The organism is Pseudoalteromonas sp. MMG013, assembly GCF_018100885.1.
Taxonomy (GTDB): domain Bacteria; phylum Pseudomonadota; class Gammaproteobacteria; order Enterobacterales; family Alteromonadaceae; genus Pseudoalteromonas; species Pseudoalteromonas aurantia.
In genome coordinates, this window is record NZ_JAGJEE010000031.1 from 1 (window position 1) to 21,632 (window position 21,632).

The window sequence follows — 21,632 nt, forward strand, 5'->3', positions numbered from 1 at the left end:
CGAAATAAGTGCCGTATTAAGTGCACTTCCTGAACTTAAAAATGCGGTGGTGATTGATGTAGCACACAATGCCGGCCAAGCTTTAGCTGCCTATATCGTGCCGCACAATGCTGACGAGGTAGACATTGCACAATTACGTGTCAGTTTATCCCAGCAACTGCCTGAATATATGGTGCCTAGTAGCTTCACTATAATTGAAGACCTGCCATTAACTGGCAACGGGAAACTCAATAGAGCAGCGCTCCCTACACCCACCTTCACTGATGAGAACAACTACGTTGCACCTCGTAATGAGCTAGAGCAACAACTGTGTGACATCTGGCAGGAGGTTTTGGGGATTGAACAAGTTGGCATTGAAGATAACTTCTTCCAAATTGGGGGAGATTCCATTGTCAGTATCCAACTTGTGTCTCAGTTAAGAGAGCAAGATATACAACTGCAAGTAAAAGATATTTTCAACGCACCTACACCAGCACGTCTTGCGTACTTGCTAAAAACAAGTAATACAACCCAGCGTCATATTGATGCTGAACAAGGTATGCTCACTGGCACATTTGAATTGCTCCCCATTCAACACTGGTTTTTCAATAAAAAGTTAGCCAATGAGAATCACTGGAACCAAACTTTTATGTTAGCGCTGCCGCCTTTAGTCAGCTGTGAAACGCTGCATAACGCATTCATTAAACTCGCAGAGCAACATGATATTCTTCGGTGCCAATTTCAAGACTCTGATGAGGGCGTGGTACAACAATATCAAGCGCATTTCTCTGTACCGGATATTATCGAACGAGATATCTCAGAGTTAAATGACGATCAATATCAGGCATTAGCCACACAGCTGCAGAGTGAATTCAATTTAAAAACGGGACCATTATGGCAGGTGGCCAAACTGTCTGACACCGCAAACAATACTGATTATCTATTGTGTGCTTTTCATCATCTCATTATCGACTTTGTATCTTGGCGAATCATTATTGAGGACCTCAACACGTTGTTAACGGGTAAAAACCTAGCTAATAACAAAACCAGTAGTTACCGCCAATGGCAAACAGGTCTCAATAACTACCTTACGGAGCATTCTAAGCAGCGCGTGTATTGGCAAAAAATATTAGATCATAATAGCGCACCATTGCAGCCAATTGCATCGCAACAGCAAGTGCAATTAACTTTAAGCCAAACCACATCTAACCTATTTGTTACGCAAGCTAACCATGGCTTTAACACGCAACCTAGAGATCTGATCCTAAGTGCACTTTCTAGCACATTGACCAAATTAACAGGCAATAAAGACAACTTAGTGATGCTGGAAGGACATGGACGTGAAGCCATTGATGACGCGCTAGATGTCTCTCGTACCGTTGGATGGTTTACATCGATTTACCCCGTACTGTTAACAACCCGTGACAGTGAAACACAAACGATTATTGACATAAAAGAGTCGCTAAGTGCAATTCCTGACAACGGCGTTGGTTTTGGTCCATGTTATTTCTCAGAACAACTTACTGGCTCATTACCCACCATTTGCTTTAACTATCTTGGTCAAGTAGGGAGTAACAGCAAACAGAAAAAACCTGACGGTGCATACTTAGTAGATAAGCACTCTGGCAGTGCAATTTCACCAATAAACACCTCTGAATTCGCTCTGGATATCAATGCCGCAGTGATCGCCGATACTTTGACCATTAACGTCAATAGTCAGCTTAATAATAACCAAACGCAACAATTCCTTGCTGAGTTCGAACAGCAGTTACTGACAACGATTGAACTCTGTTGTGAGCAAGCCAAGCTAGGTAGTACAAACACCCCAAGTGACTATAAGTTAACCAACATATCAATGTCACACTTACAGTCTTTACAGCACCGCTATGCTATTGAAGCCCTCTATCCTGCCAATAATTTACAGCAGGGCTTTGTGCTGCATCAACTGAGCTATCCCGAAGATGTGGCGTATCGAGTTCAATCTCAAATGCAATATTTTGACGAAATTAATCTAGAAAAATATCGTCAAGCTTGGGTTTTGACTTCTATGCGGTACCCCGCATTGCGCACCGCTTATGATTATCAGCAAGCACTTGTGCAAATCATCAGTAAAGAGGCGGGTGTTAATACACACAATTATGACGTCGTTGATTTAACTCATCTCTCGCCAGAGCTACATAACCAAGAAATAGAGAAGTTAGAGTATGAGATGTTACATACCCCATTTGATTTCTCTCAACCTGGGCTATTAAAACTCAAACTAATCAAGCATACCGAGCAACACTACAGACTTTTAAAAACCGAGCATCATAGCATTTGTGATGGCTGGAGTGGTCCAATACTCATGCAATGCGTGCATCAGTATTACAGCGCATTACTGCGTGATGTTGTACCTTCGGTGATACCTGATGAAGCCTACCATTTAGCGCAAGCTCACCTGAGAGATACGCAAACCCAAACGCGTAAATTCTGGCAAAAGAAGACGAAAGAGTTCGTTGCAGCAAATGATTTAAACAGTATGTTTTCCATCACGGTCGACTTGGAGAAATCACGGGTAAATACTACGGCAAACGAGATTAGCACTCGTTTACCCAATCATCACTACGCCGCATTACAAAATATCTGTAGTAAACAAGCGGTGACGCTTAATAGTGCAATTCAATTGGCGTGGCACAAACTCGTGCAAATTTACACACGGGACGTACAAACAATTGTAGGCACTGTCGTTGCCGGCAGAGAAATGCCTGTGCCTAATGTTGATCAAAGTGTTGGTGCCTATATTAATACCCTACCATTGGCGATTAATTGGGATAACAAGCTCAGTATTTCTGAACAGCTCACCACTATCCAAAATGCGATTTTAGAATTAAATAGCCACAGTAATGTTGGTCTCGCTGAATTACAAAATAACGGCGAACGTTTATTTCATAGTCTGCTTGTATTTGAAAACTATCCCAGCATAGATGATCCACAAGCGCAGCAACAAGCGAAAAAGTGGCAGTTTTCAGCCAGCGCAGAACGTGTAGAATTTCCGTTAACGCTTGTGGTAAAAGAGACCGAAAGTCTTGATATTACTTTGCAGTATAACCAACAGTGGCTTGCACAATCACAGGCGACAGTACTAATAGATCAATTGTTACTTATTCTTGCTCAGATAGGGCAAAAGCCTAACCTAGAGCATGCACAAATTGACATATGCACGGCTGAACAACACACTCAGATTTTAGCTGATTGGAATAATACCTTCGCAGAGTTCCCACATGACACCACCGCGCATGAATTAATAACACACCTTAGTAGACAGTCACAAATGCGTGACGCAGTGGTTTGCAATAACGATCGAATAAGCTATGAAGATTTAGAAATACGCTCTACCCGCTTAGCACATCGCTTAATTGAGGTTAAGCGCGCTCAAGCGATTTCTGATAATGACGACTTCCCAGTTATACTGTTTCATAATAAGCGAATAGACTCGATTGTCGCCATATTAGCGATATTAAAAGCCGGTGGCTGCTATGTGCCTATCTCACCTGATTTTCCCGCACAGCGTGTGCAGTACATCGCAAATGATTGTCAGGCAAAAGTTGCGATAACCCAACACGACACTCAAGCGTCTTTACAAAGCTGCTTGGCGGGTGAAAGTCAGACAGTAATAAGCATATTATCTGATACTCACCATGAATCGGAATACACACAATTAACCCCTTTGAGTATACCTAGGGCCCCACACGACCTTGCTTATATAATCTATACATCAGGGACTACTGGCAATCCAAAAGGCGTCGAAATAAGTCATCAAAACCTCGTTTCCTTTGCCACCGATTCAAGCATTATAGACCGTAACCTACTACAAAATGTTGCGAGCTTGTCGAGCATAACCTTTGACGCTTTCATCTTTGACTGCTTTGTAACCCTCTGTAATCAGGGCACAATGCATCTGATTGACCATGGTAACGTTGTTGACCCTGACTTGTTAAAAATCAGATGTCTTGAAAACGACATTGACACCTTGTTCATGACAACCGCCTTGTTAAACCGTTTTGCCAGTACCACCTTTTTTGTCGATACCCCATTAAAGCAAATCAATTTTGGTGGTGAACAAGTAGACTTAGATAAAGTGAAGTTAATTCAAGAAATTGCGCCTAAACTCACGATGTACCATGCTTACGGCCCAACAGAAACATCTGTTTACGCCACCATCTGCAAGCTCAGCAGTAATACATCATCAGCGCCTATTGGTCGTGCGCTTAACAATAAACAAGCCTTGGTGTTATCGCCTGCTGGCAACCTACTACCACCTGGTGTTGTTGGCGAGTTGTATATAGGCGGCGTTGGCATGGCACGTGGTTATGTAAACAGGCCTGATTTGACTGACACCGTTTTCTTAATCAATCCATTTGCAACACCGGAACATCTGCAGCGCGGTATGAACCGCATGTATAAAAGTGGTGATTTAGTTAAATGGAGTCTAGATGGGCAGCTAGAATATATTGGCCGAAATGATTTTCAAGTAAAAATTCGCGGCTATCGTATTGAATTAGGCGAAATCGAAAACGCACTACAACAATGTGACAACATCCTCACAGCAACGGTGCAAGTCTTCTCTAATGAGGAGTTTAAACGTATTGTCGCTTATGTCGTGATAGACGACAATGCACCATTTGATGCTGCCGTCATCTCACAACAATTAACACAAAAAATTCCGAGTTATATGATGCCCTCGGCCATTCAAGCGATTCCCTCATTACCAATGACTGTGAATGGAAAAATTGATAAACGTGCACTCCCTGAACCCAACTTCTCAACTGAAGCATTATTCGTTGCACCACGCAATGAAGTAGAACAGACGCTTGCTAAAATTTGGTGCCATTTGTTGGGCCTGGATAAAGTCAGTATTGATGATAATTTTTTCCAAATCGGCGGCGACTCAATTATCAGTATTCAATTGATGTCAGCAATCAAACAAAGTGGCTACCAGCTCACTACAAGAGATATATTTGAGCAGCCAACTATTCGCCAATTAACGCAGCAGATCAATTCGAAAGACCCGTGTATTGACATAGAGCGTGAAGAAGGGGTGTTAGAAGGAGAAGCAGGCTTACTGCCAGTTCAAAAGTGGTTCTTTGAACAACAATTCGCAAAGCCAGCGCATTTCAATCAATCTTGTTTGATACAGCTACCCGAACAGACAGACATAACGCGCGTTAATGACGCCATATCATGGTTACATTCTCACCATGATATGTTGCGCGCACAGTATACGTTTGACAACGAAGGGGTCATCCAAAACTACCAAAATCTAGAATGTTGCCCGTCTCCAAGCTTAGAAATTGTGGATGTGACTCACCTTGATGACAACGATGTTCAAACCAAGTTAACCACGATGCAAAGCCAATTTGACTTGCAAAAGGGGCCATTGTGGCGTTGTGCTGTGCTCAATAACCATGTCGATAACACATCTAAACTGTATCTGGCTTTTCACCATTTAATTATTGATGGTATTTCGTGGCGGATCTTAATTGAAGATCTCAGTAAGTTTCTGTTAAATGCGCCTATCTCGGAAAAAACCAGCAGCTATAGACAATGGGCAACGACGTTAGAGCAATACCCTTTTGAGCAACAACAGCCTTATTGGAACGACGTGTGTACAAACATATCTACAGCACCAATTGCACAAGAAGTGGTACGCACACATTTTAGCTTTGATACTCACCTGACGAGTAAGCTCCTTAGAGAAGCCCCTAAAGGCTTTAGCACCGAAATTAATGACTTATTGTTAGCAGCCTTATCTTTGGCACTCAATAAAACGTTTGAGCAAACATCAAGTCATATTACCTTGGAGGGTCACGGTAGAGAGCAATTAGCAGAGAATATCGATATCTCTCGCACCGTTGGCTGGTTTACTAGCATGTACCCTGTGCGGCTCTCGTCACAACAAACAATCGCCGACACCATTATTAATACCAAAGAGATGCTGAGAAACATTCCAGATAAGGGCATTGGGTTTGGTGTGTTAAATTCTAAACAGCTTTTAAATATCAGTGCGCTACCAAACATTAGTTTTAACTATTTAGGCCAATTGGATACGAAGAAATCATCAAAAAGTGAGGGGCTATCCTTGCTGTCCGAGTCCGCCGGTTTGGCCAGTGATCCGCGTAATGTCGATTTAATGGCCTTAATTATCAATGCAGAAGTTCGAGTTGGTCAATTGCAAGTTAGTATTGCCAGTCGACTCAGTGATGTGCAAAGTGACACATTTAAAAACCAGTTTAAAACCGCGTTAGAGCAAGTTATCAAAGAAGCATGTGACGCAGCTGCTCAAGGCGGCTTAACCACCTTATCAGATATTGACTCAGTGCTAAGCTATAATCTCGAACAGCCCTCTACTCCTTGGTTCTTACTTCCTCCTGGAGGGGGTGGTGCAGAAAGCTATATCAACTCGCTTGTACCAAAACTACAAGGCCCTTGCCATTGTTTTAACAATATTTATGCCGCTCAGACTCAGCAAGATAGCGGGTTTGCCGTTCAATTTTATGACTTTTCAAGGCTAGCAAGCCAATATGTACAGCACATCAAGCAACTCCAGCCACAAGGTCCATATCGATTATTTGGTTGGAGCTTTGGTGCAACGCTCGCTGTGGAAATCGCGAAACAATTAGAATATGCAGGTGATAAGGTCAGTCATTTGGTGTTTGCAGACCCGTGTTTCAATTACCACATGGTAAATAATGAGATATTCAACACTCACCCTCATTTAGCCGATGTGATACCAGACAAGATTAACTACGAATATACCCCCGCTAACAAGTTAATAACCAACGCTCATACGGTTGTGCTTAAGGCGACCAGCAAAGTGATACCAAACGAAGACGCTGAAGATCGGGATAAGCAGTTATTAGTGGAGCATTTACTTAATTACTACTTAACAGTCCCTGATAACTTTTTGAATGAAGTCGTCGACACTTCACAGCCGAGTATTTTGACTTTGAAATCCAATCATAATGATTGGATAAAAAATCCAGAGGACATCATACAAGTTACAACACTATTAAACACACTCGCCTCTTAACAGGGCAACAGGACATTAATACAACAAACATGGTGGGATGGCTAGCATTTCAAGTTTTAAGAAGGTTAGTTATTCCACACCACAGTATTTAATTTGTTGTATTTATTTTTAATAATATTCAAGCGATTAAGGAATACTTAATGATCAAGGAATTCGTAGACGTACTCATTATTGGTGCTGGACCAGCAGGAACTATGACAGCGGCTAAATTAGCCAAATCAGGCTTAACAGTCAAAATAGTTGAACGCAGTCACTTTCCCCGCTATGTGATCGGTGAAAGCTTATTACCACAAAGTATGGCACACCTTGAAGATGCTGGCTTTATGCCTGCGTTACTTGAACGCGGTTATCAAAAAAAGATAGGCGCCAACTTTAAGCAGGGCCCATTTCAAGAGTTTTTTGATTTTTCGAATAACTATACCGAGGGATGGACATGGACTTGGCAAGTACCACGTGATGACTTTGATAACGTACTCGCACTAGAAGTTCAAAAAATGGGGGTTAATATCGAATTTGGTACCACTGTGACCAATGTTAACTTCGAACCAGAGCACCCTATCGTTCAAGTGGTTGATGAAGCTGGTACTCATAAAGAAGTCCAAAGTAAATTTGTTGTAGATTCGAGTGGCTATGGTCGAGTCTTAGCCAATCACTTAGACCTCAATGAACCGTCATCATCGCCTGTCAGAGGGACTATCTTTGCCCAGTTCAAGCCTGAAAATGGGGTTGTTGAAGGTGAAGAAAATGGCAAAGTGACCATTTTAGTGCATGCAGAAGATGTGTGGATTTGGTTTATTCCATTCTCTGATGGCCGTGTATCGGTCGGCTTTGTTGGAAACCCTGAGGTATTAAAAAGTCCAGACGGTGATGATGAAACGCATTTCCTCACACTACTGTCGCAAAATGAAAATGCCTCACAAATGATCGAAGGGCTTACTCTATGTATGGCGCCAAAAGCCATCCATGGCTACTCAAAAGGCATCAAACAGCTATACGGTAAAAACTACGTGTTAACCGGTAATGCCAGTGAGTTTATCGATCCCGTGTTTTCTGCAGGTGTTATGTTTGCCATCGAATCTGGTGCGGTCGCAGCAGATTTAGTCACAAAAGAGCTTAATGGCGAGCAAGTTGACTGGGAGCAAGACTACCAGCAACACATGCTGTCAGGCATCGATGTAATGCGTACTTATATCGACAGCTGGTACGACGGCAGGCTTAAATCGTTATTTTTTAGCGTCGATAAACCAGAAAAAATCAAACGCCAAATCACTTCTGTGTTAGCTGGTTATGTATGGGACAGAAGTAACCCATTCGTAAGTCGTAGCGAGCGCACCATTGATTTATTTGTTGAATTAACCTCAGGGGAAACTGAAACGAGCTCAGCATAACGGCGGTGTAAGACTTAAATAGCAAGCTCTGCTCGCTTGCTATTTAACACAACTAATTACAGCAAATATATAACATATGTAATTAGTGAATTCCCCTCCCACTGCATTTAGTTGCTGAGAATACCGATAGTGTGACCACTATTGGCGACTCGCTGTGCTCTAAAAGCAAAAGGATATTGAAAAATAAACTAAAAATACTATACGGAGATTTAAAAATGAGTTTACTGAAAAAACCTTTAACGCTGATATTTGGCTCAATCGCCTTGCTAAGCTGCGCTACTCAAACGGCTTATGCCGGTCAATACAAAACCATTCTCATTCATGGTTTTCAAGCAGACCAATTAGCAAATGCAAGCAATACTGACGTTGCGTTAGACGGAGAGCAATACTGGTCATCATTTTGGTTAAATCACGCTGATGAGCGTATTGACTGGCCATCATATGAACGTCTTGAAGGCAAAATAGCCACTGATTATATTTGGCCAAAACTACAGCAATTATCACGTGACAATGTCTGTAACCCAGGGTGTGTATTTGTAACCCATTCAACGGGCGACCTTGTCGCACGCTATATTTTAGATAATCAAGCAAACTGGCTAGAAAATGCATCTATGCAGCCACTAAATATCGTGGCTACATTTGACTTAGCAGGCGCAGGCGGTGGCAGTGAGCTTGCCGATATCGCAGTCAACGCAGCAACAGATCCGTCCGCTGTTGGCAGTTTAGTGAGACAGGCCATTGAGTTGTGGTTAGGGGAAATCCCACAAAGTGGTTTAGGCGTATTACATGATTTGAAAGTTAATAATGCACGTCAAACAGCACAACTACCAAGCGATAATGCACCTCGTTTACGCTTCGTCGCTGATGACAGCGACTTCCTAAATCTCACCTCTCCTTTCATCGCTGGTAATGATGACGGTGTAGTTGCGACACACTCATCATGTGGTGCAAGCCGTGCAGATAGCTTTGGTAGCTGCTCAAGTAATATTGATTTAGACGGCCATCTTAAATCACAAAGTGACGCAGTGTCAGGGTTCATGCCATATCACTACCCACTGCTAATGAGTGATGAATATAGTCACGGCAACATTACCGACTCTGCATACCAAGGTACGGTTGCACCAGCAACAACTCAAATCAACTTACCGGGTTACAAAAACATTTCATACAACACATATGAAAAAACCACGGGAAGCTGGTTTTGGAAAAAAACTTACCGTTTGGTAAGTGAATCGAAGCAACAAAGCTATTCAACACTTATTTTGAACTCGCTTTAATCTATTTGGACCGTGTGGCAATCATGATGATTGCCACTTTTTACGAAGTATCAAACTATGAAGAAATACGTATTAGTTTTTTCTCTGCTATTCATAATGGCACTTGTTGGCTATGTGTGGTTGGACCAAAATACCGGTGTCACTACACCTAACGTATCAACCGTTGACACGCCAAATTCAGATATAACGTTGCCGCCTAAAGTGGCACAACCTGCATTAAAAACAACTGAAATAATAAATAAGCAAGCACTCCCTCTTGCACAAGCAGCCCAAAATATCGTGCCAATGTATGCGCATACATTAACGTTTCCGCCATACTCACAACCATTGTCACACAATGACTTTACGTTACTAAACCCGAATCACTTTTATCCGATAAAAATGCCCACCAACGATACCGGCAGTGAAGTCTCTTTAGCGCTGAGTAAATATAGATATCACCCGCCTGAAACGATTGAATACTTACTAACTGGTGATATTACCACGGCACAAATTATCATTTCAGATCAAACGAGCAGCACTGTTCTAAGTCAGGTTCAAGTAACACCTGTAAACGGGGTTTACAGTGGTAAAATTGCAGGTAAATCAAGCTGGCCAGCATCCTTGTCTTTTACCGTAAAGGCACAAACGCCGGAAAACCAAGTTAACTTAGTTGCCAACTTTCAATATCAAGCACCATCAGCAACATTAGTTAAGGTCCACCCTCCCTATACCAAACACGCTGATATGGTGTTTGACCTGACACTTGATGTTCACCAAAAAGGCATATACCGAGTAAGAGCAAACTTACTAGACCAAGATAATAACCCTATTTCTCATTTAGTCTCAAAAGCACGTTTAAAAGATGGCTTACAAACAATCAAATTGGCGGCCCATCAATCGGTATTTTTTCAGCAAAGCTCTGCTAGCACGGCAACACAGTTCATTTTGACTCAGTTTGTAATTGAAAAAATGAGCTCATTACCCGGCGAAAAAGCACAATTTGGAGATTCAAAAGTTAAACAGTATGACATAAACGATTTTTACATAGACGGATTGGACCGGCAGGATTATCAGCCATCCGCCCATGAAAAACAGAAGCTCGCATTTTTGAAATCGCTAGCAGAATAATTAATCATTAAACTCAACATAAAGGACTAACATGAAATTGTTATCAAAAATACTGACGTTACTTGCGTGCACATCTTGCACCACCTTAGCCGTTACCGCGGATGATGTGCTAGAAGCGCGCAGTAATGACTACGCCAGCGCTTCCAGCACCTGCGATCAATTAGGATCCATTCTCGGTCCTGGTAGAAAAGTCGTTATCGTAATGCAAAACAATAACTGCTACGTGCCTGGCTTTACTGCAGGGCCAGAAGTTGCAGAGCTTTATAACAGCGTGCGTGATGTGGTTAAACCACAAATCAACCTGATTGAGCATAACTTCAAAGAGACCATCACCCAATACGTTTACAATGCCTCAGCGCAAGCCGATGCAAGTGTCAAAAGTATTACCGCGCGTGTTGAAGGGAGTATCCATATGAAGATTGATGGGGTGGTAAGCAGCAATGGTACCGTGCCTGTGACACTGAATAATTTCGATATCCACGGTATTGGAAAAATGAAAAAGTACCAACTGGGTATGGGTATTTCAATCTATTTGCACGTTAAGTATGAGAATGTCTCTTTAAAAGGTCACTACAATGTAAATACCCATACAATCACTATTCAAAACAATTTATCGCACTTTCGTCCACGTGTTTATACCGATGTTAAATTACCTTTTTTCCTACGTATTCTTGATAAGTTAACGCCACCTATCATTGAAAAAATTAACCGTGAGTTTAATAGAATCGTCATCGATACATTCGAGTTTTTAGGGGTCGATATGAGCCGTAAAGTACCGCAAGCAATTCAACATGTGGCCCAAACAATCCCGCAGTCTATTGTGCCTATAAAGTCGCTAAATAACCGTCGTGTTGGTGAGCGAGTGAAGTACACCATGATCATGGATCATGAAAATTTTGAAATTCGCGATGAACGCAATTGGATCAAACTGGGATTGATCAGTATCCGTTTCTAAGCAATCGACATAAAACATTTACAATCAAAAAAAACAGGAAATTACGATGAAGTTAGTTATACCCGCATTGGCGCTTTTTGGGTCTCTTTTCACTCAAACGATCCATGCAAGCAACCTAAAGTATTCAACTGGTGATGTAAAACCCACATCAACCCAGTCTGTGAGCACATCAAGTATTACATGGGATTCTCCTTCTTGTCGGCGTGCAACCGCCAATATTGGCACTGGTAGCAATCACATCATTCCTATGGTGTTAATGAACTCCAATGGTGAATGTTTGATTTCTCCCAATGGTGCACCAAGAGAGGCATACGAGCAGTTTGCTAATCAAATAAATCCGCAAATTGATAAATTAGAACATAACTTCAAAGAGATGATCACTCAATTTGTCAATAACGCCGCAGCACAAGCTGATGCCAATGTAAAAAACATTTCCGCTGAGCTTGATGGCCCAATGAAAATGAGCATTAATGGCGTGGTCGACGCAGATGGTTTTGTACCTGTCACTTTTAGTAACTTTAATATTCATGGTGTTGGAAAGTTACGTAAGTATCAGTTAGGCCTGCGGATCCATATATACATTCACATCAAATACAAAAATATGGTCGTGAAAGGAAAGTACAATGTGTTCACTAATGAGTTAATTCCTGAGCACAATATCTCAAGCTTCCAACCTGAGGTATATAGCGATGTTGATTTACCTTGGTTGTTTGCAATTATTGATGCAATTACACCTGCTATTTTTGAAAAGTTAAATATTGAGTTTAACCGTGTCGTCACTGATATTTTTGAATTTTTTGGTGTTGATATGTCTCAAGATATACCAAAAGCAGTACAACATGTTGCTGATATCATCCCGAGTACCATTATTCCAATTAAAGCGTTAGAAGACAGCAGAGTCGGCGAACGCGTCTCCTATACGATTAGCGTCGATAGAACGTTTGCAGCACTCAGTGATGGTCAAAACACCACCACGATGCAGTTAGTCCCTGTTTTTTTCTAATCTAGCGTTACCAAGTACTTCCATATAACAGTGTGCGCTTTGTTATCAAAGCGCACACTTTCAAGCAAAGCTATCCAATCAAGGAAGATAGCAACCTTAAAGTCCACTATGTATTAAAATACGAAAGGAATATTCAATGAAATTCGCCCTACCTGCTATGCTCTTGTTTGCAGCATTTAGTAGCCAAGCCAATGACTTGGCAACGCTAGACTACCAATCAATTAGTCACCTAGACAATCACTTAGAATCGCTAAATATTAGCGCTAAAAACTTTGAGGACGTCGCAGCGCTTACACGCACCACTACAAGCAGGGTTTCGTGGGATTCAGCATCTTGTCGAGATCTCACGTCCAATATTGGTGGTGATGACATGCCTTATTATCCGGTCATTTTAGTCAACTCAAATAACGAGTGTGCCATAGGTCTCCACGGTAGCGGCAGCCCCGTCATTGATATGTATACATCTGTTATGGCGGAAATAAACCCGCAAATTGATTTAGTTGAGCATAACTTCAAAGAAATGATCACCCAATTTGTCAACAATGCCGCAGCTCAAGCTGATGCAAATGTAAAAAACGTTTCAGCTGATCTCACTGGAATCATGAAAATGCGCATTGATGGCATAGTGGACTCTCAAGGTTATGTACCTGTCACGTTCAGTAACTTTGGCATCCACGGTATAGGAAAGCTGCGAAAATATCAGCTTGGCATGAAAATAGACATTTATATTAATATTAAATATAACAATCTGACTATGAAAGGAAAATACAATGTACACACAGGTCAATTAATTGCGAACCCAGATATATCCAGCTACCAGCCAGAGGTATCCACCAAAGTAAAACTGCCTTTTTTCCTAAGAATTCTTGACGATATCACACCTGAAATATTCTACAAACTTCAAACGGAATTTGGTCGTGTTGTCACTGATATCTTTGAGTTTTTAGGAGTTGATATGTCGCGAGATATACCTCAAGCGGTTCAGCATGTTGCCAATTTAATTCCTGACACTGTGGTCGAAATTAAGCCCTTAAATCAATATAAAGTAGGCGACCATGCTTTTTATGAGATCAATATAAATCGTGGATACGCATCACTCTCAGATGGGCATAACACGACGGTCATGCAAATCGTACTTTTCCGCCTAGGCTATTAATAAATAGAGAGGGCTCATCCTATGAACCCTCTCTTAAAAACATAATAAAAAAACATGCCACCATATAAACCATAACTTTAAAGGAATATAAAATGAAAACCCTTTTTTCATCGATACTACTGTTTATATCTATCCATAGTCATGCATCAGGCCCGGAATCACAAATCAGCCAACCAACACCTCTCGCACTGCAGAGCCATCAAAATACCGCTTCTCCCCCCCATATATACACATGTAAAGGCATCTGGAAATTAATGGATAAAGGCGGTCCGGGCAACGACCCTATGATGTTAGCCTATTCAGATGATGGGTGTGTTGTTGAACGAAACGGTCCAATACAGAGTACATACAACGCGATTATGGGCCAAGTGCTCCCGCAATTTAGACGAGTCGAAAGTAACTATAAAGAACTTATCACACAATTTATCTATAACGCTGCTGCGCAAGCAGATGCTAATGTAAAAAATATATCAGCCAATCTGACAGGCCTGATGAAAATGCGCATTGATGGTGTCGTTGACTCACAAGGTTATGTACCTGTTACTTTTAGTAACTTTGGTATACACGGCGTCGGTAAGCTCAGAAAATATCAGCTTGGCATGAAAATACATATTTATATCAACATTAAATACAACAACTTGGTCGTAAAGGGAAAGTATAACGTGCATACTGGTCAGCTCATTGCGACCCCAAGCATTTCAAGCTACCAACCCGAAGTTTACACTAAAGTGAAATTGCCTTTCTTTTTGAAAATCTTAGATGACTTAATCCCTGAAATTTTCAATAAACTCCAAACTGAGTTCGGTAGAATCGTGACTGATGTTTTTGAGTTTTTTGGGGTCGATATGTCACAAAGCATTCCACAAGCTATTCAGCATATCGTTAACATTGAACCGGAAACGTTTGTACAAATAAAGCCACTTAATGGTTACAACGTCGGTGAGCATGTATTGTATGAACTGAATGTTAGGCGTGGGTTTGTTTCTATGAAAGACGGTGACAACACCATCTCAATCGAATATATGCATACCCCAAGGAGGTAACAAAATAGGCATGGGTATTAAATACCCATGCCTATTAAAAAACCAAGTAATTTAAAATAATTAACTGCAAATACAAATTAAATAACTCACTAAGAAAATCCACTTAATAATCTAGCCAAATAAACCTCCACCAACTCACACCCATCATGACAAAAGCTCTGCTGTAAGGCGTCTATTGCAAATACATAACTAACCTCAGGTTTAGATAAGGGTTTTGGAATAGGAAATATTTTGTAAACAAACTTACGTACAATCCAATGATGATATTTTGTTCAATATCAAGGCGCTTTTATGCAGTAATAGCGGGCTATTACAAATGAAAGCAACGCCAAGAGTGAGAAAAATAGCTTTATTGGGCAAATTCGCTTATCCAGAGCTGAGGTTAACTACATGCCGACGACTTTTTTCAAATGTGTGGCTAAACGTAAGTCAATTTGAGATGTCGGAGCACCAATCTCAACCAATGCATCTTCAAAATCCCCTTTACTAAAATTATCATAAACATCATTCGATAACGCATACGGTTCGCTTGGCATTCCTGTAAATGGGAAAAGCATGCGATCTAGTCCTCCATCAGCATCTTCATCATGGATCACGTTGATGGCGTATTGTCCGGCAGGCACATTCTCAAATGTAATCAGGGTATTTGGCATAGTTGGGGTAACTATCTTTTTTAAGTAAAACTTAGCTTCAGGATCATTAATGTTTAGGTCTGCATGATAGTCTCCACTATTATCATGGATCATCACTATTAATTGGCCATCCGTATTTTGTACATTACTAATATTAACAATCAGTCGTGTCGGCTCCCCATTCCCATCATTGACACTTTTGTAACTTGTTGACTGGCAACCCGATAACATCAGTAACCCACACAGTGCCATTAAAGGTAGTTTAAACATTGAGTATTCCTTACGTTAATTAAGTTTACAGCTAACAATAACACGTTAAATTTGTAAACTTTATGTTTTCAACCCGCTTATTTTGTAAGAAACTGTAGACCCTTATATAGTCGCTTATACACTCATTAAAAAGTCTCTCAGAGTGTTAATGTAAATAACACTCTGAACTGTAGCAACAGCTTCACACACGCAGAGCGCCTTTATAGCCCGCGTACTTTTTCAAAACCTTGGAAAGTTGATGTGTTTTTCGTCTTTTTTTATAAATAAATCGTTTTTCATAGAAAAATTCAGGCAAACTTTCGAGCAAGTTCAATTTGTAAACTGGGTTAATAGCTGCGCCTAATACCATACCAATTTCACCTTCTTGCCACTCATGACGATAAATTGGTGTGATATCCTGTTCCACGTACCGTTGCCAAGTTTCTTCTATTACATTCGCCCAAATAACATACCCCATTAATATCTTGGTCGCTTTATCTCTCATAAGGTGACAAGTACCTTGATTAATCGAATAGTCTATCAAGCGAAATGTTTCCACATCGGTAGACTGGTTTAATGCAGCTCTAAAGCGCATAACTGCAGCAAGGGTTACATCATGCTGTTCATTGTTCATTAGATAACTTCCTTAGTAGCTTATCTATATTGTCAAAATACTCACCAAATATGAGAGAGTTCGCTCTAAAGAAATCACATGGCAGATCCGCTATGTTCCCAACCAAAGCAGTAAAGTGTGTGTTTTTATTGCGCGTCGTATTAACAATCATTTTATCTGCGTCAAAAACAAGACTGCATGCCTTATCGGTACTTTGATATAATATTTCACTATCCAAGAACGTATCATCGAAAACCCAAAGTGAACTGGCTTTATAAGACTCCACAAAGAATTTGATCTGAGAAGGTATGGCCTTCTCTGACAGCTTTTGCAAACAAGATTCGACTTTGGTTCGATAATATAGCTTAGCGAGTAAATCTCGCTTTAACGCTTTTATTAAACAAACAGCTACGAACCCTCGAAAATTAATTGTATCTTTATGCTTATAATGGAGATAACAATACCGATAAAGGTGCGCTTCTGCAGACTCCTTAGTATATAAAACTGTATCGACCACATTGATAATATCACCACATAGATTAACTGAATGCTCATCGTCCAAGTGATGGGTGAAGTAGACTTTACTTTCCTGTTTGAACAAAGATTTTAGTCGATGATACAGAGGCGCGACTTTACTATCATTATCAATAGAAGTTGCAATCTCCCTGTCTAAGCCCAAAACGTATGGCAAGTGATAATCAATGCTCAATGCCAATGAGGATTTAAAATAATCATGTAATATAGAGGTATCAAATGAGATACCAGTGAATTTACTATATGTGTCACAAAGCTCTTGAGACACTTCTATTGCAATGCTCGACTCATGATAGAAAGTCAAGTTTGCCACTCGGTAATTTCTTCCCCTATCAATAAAGCTTGGTGTTACCAAGTCAATCCAACGGCCATCCATCAAAATATTAGACGGTGTCATCGCGCCATGGGTAATACCCGCAATATGGGCAAAGCCAAACTGTTCTGCACAACCTTGCAGAAATTCACCCACATATTCGATGAACTGGTCATGTGAATCGAAACTATCCGCGAGTGCGTGAATTACATTGCGGATCCGGTGTACATCCGAAATGACTTCAGCTTGATATTTTTCTTGAATTTTGAAATTGTTTGTACGCATAAAATGAGCAGGCCTAATGGCTTTTTCCCGCACAATTAATGCCCCATGAGTTGCTACTAGTGACTCTTTTCGGTCTTCATTAAACTCAAATGCGGTATTCTGCCCCGTATAAATAACGCCATAAAAGTCAGCGACACCAACAGGTAGCACGTTTGCTAATACTTCAGAGTATATGGCTTCTAATAATGCTTCTTCTAATGGCACAGTTCCATGGTTATAGTTGACGCCTTCAATCACACCAGCTAATGGGGTTAAGCCAACTCCTTTTACTTGATAGTGCCCATAATTAGCGGCCCTAGCACCTCCCCCATGTGAGTTTAACCCTCGTCCACCGTATCGCTCAAATTCAGGGTTCGAAAAGTCCAAGTCCAGTAGTGATTTACTTTGATATAGAATAAAGCTGTTTGGTCGATTAACATTCTCCAGTTCTACCGACTCTATTTTTATATAATTACTCACTTTAATTTCCCTTCAAGTAACATGTTACTTATTTTCTCTTTGTCTTTTAAACCCCAATACTCACCTACTGAGATAGCATGCTTCGCGGTTCTCCCCAATGCGTAATACTGATATACAGCAATGAGCGCACCAATTCGATTCCCCGTTGCACAGTGTAAAAATACCTGCTCATGGGCATGTGCATTTAATATAGATTGTAGCTTCAGTGCATTCAAAAGGTGGATACCATTATCGCGCTCTATCGACAATCTCTCGTAGTTTAAGTCTTGCTGCGTTACATACGTAAATTCGTCCCAGCTTTGCTCTCGTACAGGCAAACAATTAATAAAAAAAACGGTTCCTTGACGCTTTAGTATTTGTACATCCTTTTGGCTGGGCTCTCCTCCGACGACTAAATAATCACTAATTACTCGATAACGGCACGATAAATTAGATAAGCTTTCTATATCAAACACATTGCTAATCAAATCCAGTTCACTCCTTGTAAATTGCGGTATACGAGTCGTTAAGTGCAAAACTTATCGAAAAGACCATCCAGTTCTAACCGTACCTCAGTGCTAACCATTGGATACATGCGACGAAACATATCCAATATATCCTCATGATAATATTCCTGTTCTTTGTTTCTTGCCACATCAAGGTCATTGGCGATTGTTAACTCACAAAAATCATTTAATAACTCTGACGGGAACTGCGTAACAGCACCGCTAAACCTATCCCGAAAGTTAACACGACTCTCTGAGCCAATCTGGGGTAATACGTAAGGCTTGTCACACGAACAAAACAAATAGACCAATGCCTCAGCTCGTTGCCCTATCATTTCTGCAATTTCCACTCGCTGATCTGTACCTAGCAATTCAGCCCTTGTTGGGTCAGATCCATAAACAGCATGAAACAAACCAGCTAAACAAAGTGCTTCTTCCCTACCCCACCCTTCAAGGATCTTGTAAGTTCCAACTAAGTGCTGTGTCAGTGACCCATTAATATGAGCGAATTCTTCCGACCCAAAACTCTGCAACTGCTTTATTCTTTCATCCAGGTTTTTTTTTCTAATTTCCATTGTTCTAACTCATCTTTGAAGTAGTAGCGGCAGGGTTGATGCTTTTCAGCTTGCTCTAATAAACTAATCGCCGTATCAATATCAAACCGATGATATCGATAATACAACGCCGCCTCCCTGATGTTTTGGATATGAAAACGTTGTTCAACACTTCCTCTCACCTCAGAATCCGCCTCGAACTTCTTTCCATCTAACTTAATGTTGTGTCTAGAAAAAAAGTTATTTAAATCCGATATTGTGTGTACCGAATAGTCATAATTAAAAAATGTACTCATGCCTGAAAGCATACCGAGTACTTTGCTTTTATGGTCATCATATGCTTTCCTCCACACAGCCAATACTTGCGCTTCCTCCAAATTTAGACTTGTCATTACTTTTGGGAGATAACCATAACTCGCTTTGCGTTTTTCTAACCACTTTTCAACGGGTAAACTATTAAAAATAAATAGTGCGTTTGGATTTTCTGTATATAGCTGCGCCCATAATATTTCACTCGAATATATAAATTGACCGTCTGCTGTTTCATGTTGTATTTGAGAAAAAAACTGACAATCTTCATAGCCACTGAGAATTTCAATTCCTTGTTTAAAATTACTTATTGCAGAGCTAGAAAAACCATCTTCATCTTCGAAAGTAGATTGAAATTTATTTGCAATAAAATACCTATGTAGTGCTAATCCACCACATAAATCAAAGCCAATCAGAAATACCTTTTTCATATAAACAACGACCAATTTCTATTTAAAGATGCCATTTTCTTCTAGTTTTTTATCTAAAAATTTCGCATTTTCGCTTTCATGTCTTAATTTTGTCTTAGCTATGCCTTTTTTTTGGTGTGCAATTGCAGCCACTCTACCTTGCTTATTAAAGCTAAATTCAGGTGTATACACATTTAAAGCTTCATCTTTGTATGCTTCAATTGGCGATATTATTTTCCATCCCTGACTACGTATATGGCTAACTAAATCACCAATAAACAATGCAGCCAATTCATTTTCATGCAATAAAAGAATATGCTTCACAGGTTTCCCAATATGGGATTTGGCGAGTTGTTCGTAAAAGTAGATTGACTGCCAAATTGTCTCGACATAGAACTGACGAAGTTTATTAAAATCAATAGCTTTCTTGTCATGATGCGCTGATAATAGACGGCCATTTATATACCAATCAAAGTTATCTACCGTGACATAACCAAACTTATAACCCATACCATTTAAATGTTTTTCAAGTTTTTTTCTAACATCAGTCGTACTCCCGTAATGAAGATAAGGAAATCGATGCAACTTCAATACGTTTTTATAATCTTGAAGTACCAGATGTGATTTATTAAAATCAGCCAAGTATTTTTTTACATCTACTTTATTGGCAGATAAATGGTTATGGCTATGATTGGCTAAGTGAAATCCAGCTTGAGTATAAGCTTCAATTCTCTCTTTCCCTTTATCATCAACAATATTACCTGTTGTAACAAAGAAAACAGCATCTTTGACATTGTTCGACTTCAAACCCTCTATTATCCCCCGGGTTTTATCCATACCACTCATAAAAGAATTACCTTGAGTAGGGGCGTCATCAAATGACAATGCTATTTCACCAGCGACAGCATGACATAATGAAAGTAGCACACTCAAAATTAACATTAAAATAATCTTCACTTTGTTATAATCCTTTAATAAAAACAAACTCCAGTTTAATTTAATAAAAAAAATCAAACTTCAATTGCAAGTTCGCTTACTAGTTTTTTAAATGGCTTTCTATGTGCAGGTGTAAAATCGAACTCTTTCAGTTTAACAATATCTAAAAAGTCTTCTCTAGGGTGTGATGAAATGCTATTAACCCAGTCACTTTCATGCGGTAAAAGAGGAACAGAACGATAAATTAGTTTTGAAAAATGCTCCGTTGGGCAAGTATTTTGGCTATGTATTTTATAAATGTACAAATAAGGATAAAAAATCAGCATAACGTTATCCCCTAAAGCTTCAATAAGCGGCGTATCTTCACCACGGTTCAAACTCGGATATGCTATCGCATTTGCTATCAGAAAGCGTTTTTCGCAAAATAGTGTTGCTTCCCATCCTCGATACGGAGAAATATATGATTTTTCATTTCCGACATCATGCATGATGATATTGCTCAATACGACTGCGGGTACAGCAAACTTTTCGACTTCAAATAGACAAAGTGTCAATCTATCTGGGTGATGAGTATCATCATCGTCCCAAATACAAATATACTCACCTTGGGCGGCATCAATAGAACGGTTCCTCAACTCTCCCAATGTGATTCTGCAATCAGACTCAACAACAATTAAGGTGACACTCTCATCACTCGCTTCGAGTGCGTATAAATACGCTACAGTAGTGCTATCGTGACTACGGCATACCACAACAAACTCCCGATTGTTGTAAGTTTGATTTTTGTAATATTGATAAGCATTTTTTAAATGCCCCAGTCGATTTTCGGTTATGCATAAGCAAGAGATTAAAGGATTGGTTTTATTCATAATA

At 40.2% G+C, this 21,632-nt stretch carries 16 protein-coding genes; 8 read left to right on the forward strand and 8 right to left on the reverse strand.

All coding sequences use genetic code 11. The features are described 5' to 3' along the window. Positions 1-4 precede the first annotated feature (4 nt). The 8 genes from J8L98_RS19930 (at position 5) to J8L98_RS19965 (ending at position 14,980) form a co-directional block, all read left to right on the forward strand. A complete protein-coding gene (locus tag J8L98_RS19930; RefSeq protein ID WP_348771919.1) occupies positions 5-7,048 on the forward strand; it encodes an amino acid adenylation domain-containing protein in 7,044 nt (2,347 codons plus the stop codon). 140 nt (positions 7,049-7,188) lie between these two features. Next, positions 7,189-8,436, forward strand: coding sequence for an NAD(P)/FAD-dependent oxidoreductase (locus tag J8L98_RS19935; protein ID WP_192509574.1), 1,248 nt, complete (start codon positions 7,189-7,191; stop codon positions 8,434-8,436). Between the two features lie 215 nt (positions 8,437-8,651). Beyond that, positions 8,652-9,713 (forward strand): hypothetical protein, encoded by a 1,062-nt coding sequence (locus J8L98_RS19940; protein ID WP_192509573.1) that lies wholly within the window; start codon positions 8,652-8,654, stop codon positions 9,711-9,713. 57 nt (positions 9,714-9,770) lie between these two features. Next, entirely contained in the window at positions 9,771-10,823 is a 1,053-nt protein-coding gene (locus J8L98_RS19945) for a hypothetical protein (protein WP_210997876.1), read from the forward strand. 31 nt (positions 10,824-10,854) lie between these two features. Beyond that, the gene (locus J8L98_RS19950; RefSeq protein ID WP_192509571.1) at positions 10,855-11,778 is read left to right on the forward strand and encodes a hypothetical protein; all 924 of its coding nucleotides are present in this window, start codon (positions 10,855-10,857) and stop codon (positions 11,776-11,778) included. A 46-nt stretch (positions 11,779-11,824) separates the two neighbouring features. Beyond that, the gene (locus J8L98_RS19955; protein ID WP_210997877.1) at positions 11,825-12,781 is read left to right on the forward strand and encodes a hypothetical protein; all 957 of its coding nucleotides are present in this window, start codon (positions 11,825-11,827) and stop codon (positions 12,779-12,781) included. A 136-nt stretch (positions 12,782-12,917) separates the two neighbouring features. Then, a complete protein-coding gene (locus J8L98_RS19960) occupies positions 12,918-13,937 on the forward strand; it encodes a hypothetical protein (RefSeq protein ID WP_210997878.1) in 1,020 nt (339 codons plus the stop codon). 92 nt (positions 13,938-14,029) lie between these two features. Beyond that, positions 14,030-14,980: a hypothetical protein gene (locus J8L98_RS19965; protein ID WP_210997879.1), complete on the forward strand. Its 951-nt coding sequence runs from the start codon at positions 14,030-14,032 to the stop codon at positions 14,978-14,980. A gap of 386 nt (positions 14,981-15,366) precedes the next feature. Here J8L98_RS19965 and J8L98_RS19970 read toward each other — a convergent pair whose 3' ends face one another. The 8 genes from J8L98_RS19970 to J8L98_RS20005 all read right to left on the reverse strand — a co-directional run bounded on the left by J8L98_RS19970 (position 15,367) and on the right by J8L98_RS20005 (position 21,628). After that, positions 15,367-15,882, reverse strand: coding sequence for a DUF2141 domain-containing protein (locus J8L98_RS19970; protein WP_192509567.1), 516 nt, complete (start codon positions 15,880-15,882; stop codon positions 15,367-15,369). A gap of 181 nt (positions 15,883-16,063) precedes the next feature. Continuing rightward, the gene (locus J8L98_RS19975; RefSeq protein ID WP_210997880.1) at positions 16,064-16,495 is read right to left on the reverse strand and encodes a hypothetical protein; all 432 of its coding nucleotides are present in this window, start codon (positions 16,493-16,495) and stop codon (positions 16,064-16,066) included. After that, complete coding sequence (locus tag J8L98_RS19980; RefSeq protein WP_210997881.1) at positions 16,485-18,065, reverse strand: hypothetical protein; 1,581 nt, start codon at positions 18,063-18,065, stop codon at positions 16,485-16,487. Before J8L98_RS19980 ends, J8L98_RS19975 begins: the two co-directional genes overlap by 11 nt. Continuing rightward, positions 18,062-18,532 (reverse strand): hypothetical protein, encoded by a 471-nt coding sequence (locus J8L98_RS19985; protein ID WP_210997882.1) that lies wholly within the window; start codon positions 18,530-18,532, stop codon positions 18,062-18,064. Before J8L98_RS19985 ends, J8L98_RS19980 begins: the two co-directional genes overlap by 4 nt. Positions 18,533-18,570: 38 nt before the next feature. Then, positions 18,571-19,125: a DUF6817 domain-containing protein gene (locus tag J8L98_RS19990; protein ID WP_210997883.1), complete on the reverse strand. Its 555-nt coding sequence runs from the start codon at positions 19,123-19,125 to the stop codon at positions 18,571-18,573. Next, entirely contained in the window at positions 19,089-19,844 is a 756-nt protein-coding gene (locus tag J8L98_RS19995; RefSeq protein WP_210997884.1) for a hypothetical protein, read from the reverse strand. The genes J8L98_RS19990 and J8L98_RS19995 overlap by 37 nt, the downstream gene beginning before the upstream one ends. An 18-nt stretch (positions 19,845-19,862) precedes the next feature. After that, positions 19,863-20,780, reverse strand: coding sequence for a polysaccharide deacetylase family protein (locus J8L98_RS20000; RefSeq protein ID WP_210997885.1), 918 nt, complete (start codon positions 20,778-20,780; stop codon positions 19,863-19,865). 53 nt (positions 20,781-20,833) lie between these two features. After that, the gene (locus tag J8L98_RS20005; RefSeq protein ID WP_210997886.1) at positions 20,834-21,628 is read right to left on the reverse strand and encodes a glycosyltransferase family A protein; all 795 of its coding nucleotides are present in this window, start codon (positions 21,626-21,628) and stop codon (positions 20,834-20,836) included. Positions 21,629-21,632 lie beyond the last annotated feature (4 nt).

Bases quoted from the DNA above. Each gene is read 5' to 3' on its own strand.
- J8L98_RS19935 (WP_192509574.1), top strand. From the start codon at position 7,189: ATGATCAAGGAATTCGTAGACGTACTCATTATTGGTGCTGGACCAGCA.
- J8L98_RS19940 (WP_192509573.1), top strand. From the start codon at position 8,652: ATGAGTTTACTGAAAAAACCTTTAACGCTGATATTTGGCTCAATCGCC.
- J8L98_RS19945 (WP_210997876.1), top strand. From the start codon at position 9,771: ATGAAGAAATACGTATTAGTTTTTTCTCTGCTATTCATAATGGCACTT.
- J8L98_RS19950 (WP_192509571.1), top strand. From the start codon at position 10,855: ATGAAATTGTTATCAAAAATACTGACGTTACTTGCGTGCACATCTTGC.
- J8L98_RS19955 (WP_210997877.1), top strand. From the start codon at position 11,825: ATGAAGTTAGTTATACCCGCATTGGCGCTTTTTGGGTCTCTTTTCACT.
- J8L98_RS19960 (WP_210997878.1), top strand. From the start codon at position 12,918: ATGAAATTCGCCCTACCTGCTATGCTCTTGTTTGCAGCATTTAGTAGC.
- J8L98_RS19965 (WP_210997879.1), top strand. From the start codon at position 14,030: ATGAAAACCCTTTTTTCATCGATACTACTGTTTATATCTATCCATAGT.
- J8L98_RS19970 (WP_192509567.1), bottom strand. From the start codon at position 15,882: ATGTTTAAACTACCTTTAATGGCACTGTGTGGGTTACTGATGTTATCG.
- J8L98_RS19975 (WP_210997880.1), bottom strand. From the start codon at position 16,495: ATGAACAATGAACAGCATGATGTAACCCTTGCTGCAGTTATGCGCTTT.
- J8L98_RS19990 (WP_210997883.1), bottom strand. From the start codon at position 19,125: ATGGAAATTAGAAAAAAAAACCTGGATGAAAGAATAAAGCAGTTGCAG.
- J8L98_RS19995 (WP_210997884.1), bottom strand. From the start codon at position 19,844: ATGAAAAAGGTATTTCTGATTGGCTTTGATTTATGTGGTGGATTAGCA.
- J8L98_RS20005 (WP_210997886.1), bottom strand. From the start codon at position 21,628: ATGAATAAAACCAATCCTTTAATCTCTTGCTTATGCATAACCGAAAAT.